The sequence below is a fragment of the Niallia taxi genome, from assembly GCF_004005475.1.
GTDB lineage: Bacteria > Bacillota > Bacilli > Bacillales > Cytobacillaceae > Niallia > Niallia taxi.
In genome coordinates this window covers 1-4,984 of the sequence record NZ_RZTZ01000043.1, presented here as the reverse complement: position 1 = coordinate 4,984, position 4,984 = coordinate 1, and the positions used below count along the sequence as shown (strand labels likewise).

Below are 4,984 nucleotides of genomic sequence, written 5' to 3'. Positions count from 1 at the left end.
ACAATCGTTTTCTTAAAATCATCGTTATATTTTTTGCCTGCAGGTTTACGTTCCAATTCGGACACATCCTCTCAAAATAATTGTAAGGACTTAATTAAATTGTGTCCATGAAACTATACTAACTCCACTCTGGAAAATAAATTTGAAAGAATTAAAATTAAATTACTATTAAACACTTATATTTATCTAATTTAAATTTTCATTAAGAGAATGTACCAATTTTTGGTCATTCTCTTTTTTTATTGTCTGTATATCTGTCTTCAATTTACTTTTAATCATTTGTAAATTACGAATATATTAGGATGAGAGTTACTTTTATACCTTAGATCTTCCGTCTATCTAAAAGTGGTAAATGTAAGGTATAAATTTTATTTACTTATCATGGAACAATTATAACTTTTAATACTAGTTTTTGTTAATTCGTTCAATACTCCATTAAATAAATTGGAGTATACTAATTAAATTTTTATTAATATACGATTTCATAGTATTAATGAACTATTTATTGTTATAATTAGGAAATGTAAATTAACTAGTTAAATATTTATTAACATACTTGTCGATAAAGAAGTTTATGGACGTTTTTTAGTTGTCTTTTAATCATTTTACGTGAAATAAGTAGAAAAAATAAATGTTAGTTCCTACAGTAATATATTTTATTATTATCTTAAAGGCCAGGAGGAGCATATGGAATTCAGTATATTACATTTACCATTAGAAATTAACCGAACTATAATACATCAAAATAGTATCCGAGAGTTATCTAATATAGAACGCAAAGTATTAGGAGTGGATTTGTGTCCAAATTATTGACTCAAATCCATTACTTACATAAAGACATATAAAAAACCTTACTAAAAGTAAGGTTTTTTTCTGCAATGTTCTTCTTAGTAATTAATATTGCTCTAAGGGTTTAAAATTACTATCCTTCTTATACCTCAATGAAGCAGATGTTTTTTTTCTTTCCAGCATATATATTGAACACACGCCAATTTCTTTAAAGTTTTTTTGAGCTTCTCTTAACGATACTCCCTTATTTGGTCCACCTTTAAAATCTGGTTTATCAGCTTGAATTTCATCATCGTTCCATATACATACTTGACATGTTGACCATTCACGACGATCCTCTAATGTTTTATAACCACAACATGGACATGTATGCAAGTCAAAATTCTTCATAATAAGCTTACACCTCTATATTTATTGATATTTCTTGTGTGTTCCAATAAGACCTACCATTGCTAGGTTTGAAATAAGTTTTTGTTTTCCACTTGTCGTATACGATCCGAAGGAATTTGTTGAGACTTGATAAACTTTAATTGCATTTTCACTACCTCTAAAATTTTTTGCTACCCAGAATTGTTTCTATTTTTATAGAATTGCTCTACCTTTTTAAAGTAACCCATATCATCATATCTGTCTAATCAACTTTATGGGCAACCAACCGGTAAAGTACAAACAAATTCTTCATTCAAGACATTTAAACTATGTTAAAGTGTCTTTTTTATTTTGAGTAATTAGTTCGATGGGGCATTTCCATTTTAGTGGTAAAATTAGAAATGATGGTTTTTCTAATCCTTAATAGGAGAGGAGATAGTATGAAAGTTATAGACTCTACTAGTTTGCAAGATTCTACGGAAGCTAGAGCAACACATTATAAAAATCTACGAGAACAATTTAATCAATTAAGAAAAGCATTTAATGAAATAGTTGATTTAGACGACTTTGAAGGAAAAGGTGCTAAAGCAATAAAAGATTTTTACCAGGGCCAAATTGAGGTAGTAGAAGCTTGGCAGCGACTCATAGACAGGCAAATTGCTTTTTTTGAAGGGGTTACAGGTAAGCTCCAAGATAAAGATTTAGGAGGCAACACAAGGGCCGAAACAGACTTTTTAGAAAATGACCTTGCCCAGAAGGAAAGAATAGCGGATGAAATGATTACAGAGCAAAAGAAGGATTTAGACAATATCTTTAGAGAGATAGAAGATCTAGTATCATTAGATTCCTTCTCCCGCTCCTCGTTCGATGAGAAAATGGAGGAAATACATAAAAAAAGAACCAAAACACTTGATGCGATAGATGAAATAGATCAAGAGCTAAAGGAAGAATATAATTCTTCTGAGGGAGAAGAAGGTTATGTAATTCAATTATTTAGTGCTTTATTAGAAGCTACTAAACAGGGTAACAGTATCACTCCTATTAACTTTAATGCTGAAGCTTTTCATGCTAGTGAAGCTTACCAAGTAAAGTCAAAAGCAGAAGAAGTTACTGCAAATTATCTAACGTTTAAGAAAGATGAAAATGAAGCCAGAGAAATAGAAAATCGTCCTTGGTATGAAGATTTTTGGGAAGGAACCAAAACATTTGCAGGAGAATTTAGTGGGTATTATGATTATAAAAGGGCAACTGAGGGAGTAGATCCTGTAACAGGAGAAAAGCTTTCTACTACTCAAAGAGTAACTGCAGGAGCTATGGCACTAGCTGGATTTATTCCTGTTGTAGGTTGGGCAGGAAGAGCTGTTAAGGGTGGTAAAGGCATTTACTCCGCTACGAAGGGAATTAGTGCTGCTGATCATGCGATGAGTGCCTATAAGAATGTTCGTTCCTTTTCTACATTGGAAAAAACAGAGATGGGTATTTATGGCCTAATTTCTGCAAATGGTTTGTCTGAATATCTAACTGGAAAAGATATGTTGGGCAACGAATTAACAGATGAGCAAAGAAAAGCCAGTCTTGCACAGGGGATTTTTGCTGGTTTACCATTTGTACCAAGTGTGGCTAGGGAAGCTAACAGATTAGGACAGCAGGCTGTTCATTCTTCTGTACAGTTAGGGAAACAAGGGAAAGATGTAACCCAAGCATGGTTAGATAATTTGAGTAATCAATTAAATAATTATGGTCCACAGTTAAAAATGGCAGATGGTAATGGTAATATGCTTCGTGAATCGAAGTCTTTAAACTCAAATTCAGTGAATAGCGAAAAAGAAGAGCTATTAAGTATGTTATCAGGACGCAGCAATAAGGTAAGTAAAGCTAAAGTAGAAACTGTTTTGAAAGATACTGATTTGGATGGTATTCGAAAAGATTGGAAAGTTCCTGAAACCCATACTATAGCGGTTGGAAAGACAGTTGACATACCAGGTTTAGAAGATAAAGTATTTAAAGGAGGCTCAATTAAAGTTCGAAGGGAAGCTGGTTTGAAAGACTTGGATGATATTTACCCTGACCGGGATATACAAGCACCATACAGTCAATCCAACCCAAGACATATTCAATTTTTAAAACACGCAGAAGAAGGCGTTATTGCGGAATTTGATGCAGCTATTAAAGAGTTGGGAATAGATCCTAGTGATGTAAAAGGAACCATTTACATGCATCAATCTAATCCAACAGGTGTATGTTCAATTTGTACACAAGGAATAACTAATCCAAAGAAAGCTGCTGGTATTTTCAAACAGTTTACAGACAAGTATCCGAACTTAAGAATTGTTGTGACGACACAGCTAAAAGAAGGTGTTCGTGTGTCAGGTAAGCAAGAATTCGAACTTAAAAATGGTAAGTTCGTTGAGTAGATGGAGGGTAATATGTTAAAAAAATTTGAAAAATTAAATGCGGATAAACAAGTTCTTTTTTTATTGGGGTTAAGTGAGACAGTCGTTGATGAGTTATCAACCTCTCCAAATTTTGAGGCAGTAAAGAATGCCTTGAAAACCTGCTGGGGATGGCTCCAAAACAAAGAACATTCAGCTGACGATATTTACAATTTGTTAGATGATGGAACAGAGGAAACTGGTCTATTTATGCTAATGCAAGATGAAACAGAAGAGTTAAAAGAACTAGCATTTGGCTGCATTGTTGATGCTGTTTCTTATACAAATTGGATGGCATTCCAAAATGAAGGTCAAGAATATTTACCTGCTCCTATTGAAAACGTTGATGAGAGCCTGGTAGAACAATTTTTAGAAGGTTTCTATCAAACAACACAAGCTAATAGGCTTATTGCGGAAAGACTAATGTCAATCTTAGAACAAATAAATGAAAATCAAATCCCAGAATTAATCCAAAATCGTGCTCAGCTTGAGGTTATTAGGGATACTGAACATTATCAAAACTGAAACGACCGTCTGCTATTAAGTTAAAAACCGGAGAAGCTGACGGATTTTATACTTTTGTTTATACAAAAAAATAATACTCATTTGTCATTCTATAATTTGTCTAAAACTTTGCTTCTTCATTCCACCTGATAAATCATGCATCATAATTCAAGAATGAGTTCATAAAATACAAATTATTACCAAGGTTGCCTTAGTGGCAACCTTTTTCTAGGGGGCAAATTAAAATTAAGAGGGCAGTTGATCTATTAAGGTCTTTATTGATAAGCAATACAATCTATTTAATCCTTAACGCTTAATGATTACCAGGATATTATTTAAAGATAATTAGATATAGGGATAAAAATACAACAATCTAGCTGTTTTTATTAACTAATTAATGAAGAAGAGTTATCCCCAAATGTATTTAGGCTCTTTAAAGAAATCACAAAATTGAAGTGGTTTTTTAATAAAAACCAATAATCTGGATAGATATAAACAAAGTCTTCCATTACTTCTTTGGAGTAATATAGTAGGTAATCTACTTTTGTTATTTCAAATTTATCCAAGTCATATAAAAGGGCGTGTTGGATGGTGTAATAGTCATTAATTTGATAGACATTTGGTTTTACGATATTCAGGTTATTTGTTTGGATGTACTTTAACAAATGCTGTTTTTGTAGGCTTACACTATCTTCTGGAGTTAGTATAGTTTCATGGACACAATTTAATTAAGTCCTTACAATTATTTTGAGAGGATGTGTCAGAATTGGAACGTAAACCTGCAGGCAAAAAATATAACGATGATTTTAAGAAAACGATTGTGGATTTGTATCATTCCGGCAGCCCGGTTAAAGAATTAAGCAGCGAATATGGCGTATCAGAAGTAACGA

General features: G+C 32.6%; 3 protein-coding genes. 2 read left to right on the top strand and 1 reads right to left on the bottom strand.

What is annotated here, in order from left to right:
• Nucleotides 1–894: 894 nt before the first annotated feature.
• Nucleotides 895–1,179, bottom strand: a complete 285-nt coding sequence (locus EM808_RS28270) for a CPCC family cysteine-rich protein (protein WP_127743129.1) — start codon at nt 1,177–1,179, stop codon at nt 895–897.
• A gap of 419 nt (nt 1,180–1,598) precedes the next feature.
• On the opposite strand from EM808_RS28270, the gene EM808_RS28265 reads away from it, so the two are divergent.
• Nucleotides 1,599–3,572, top strand: a complete 1,974-nt coding sequence (locus EM808_RS28265) for a ribonuclease YeeF family protein (protein WP_164849831.1) — start codon at nt 1,599–1,601, stop codon at nt 3,570–3,572.
• A 12-nt stretch (nt 3,573–3,584) separates the two neighbouring features.
• Nucleotides 3,585–4,115, top strand: a complete 531-nt coding sequence (locus EM808_RS28260) for an Imm6 family immunity protein (protein WP_164849830.1) — start codon at nt 3,585–3,587, stop codon at nt 4,113–4,115.
• Nucleotides 4,116–4,984: the final 869 nt, after the last annotated feature.

What these genes read in the sequence shown, in the direction of transcription:
- EM808_RS28270 (WP_127743129.1), bottom strand. Translation starts at nt 1,179, where the DNA reads ATGAAGAATTTTGACTTGCATACATGTCCATGTTGTGGTTATAAAACA.
- EM808_RS28265 (WP_164849831.1), top strand. Translation starts at nt 1,599, where the DNA reads ATGAAAGTTATAGACTCTACTAGTTTGCAAGATTCTACGGAAGCTAGA.
- EM808_RS28260 (WP_164849830.1), top strand. Translation starts at nt 3,585, where the DNA reads ATGTTAAAAAAATTTGAAAAATTAAATGCGGATAAACAAGTTCTTTTT.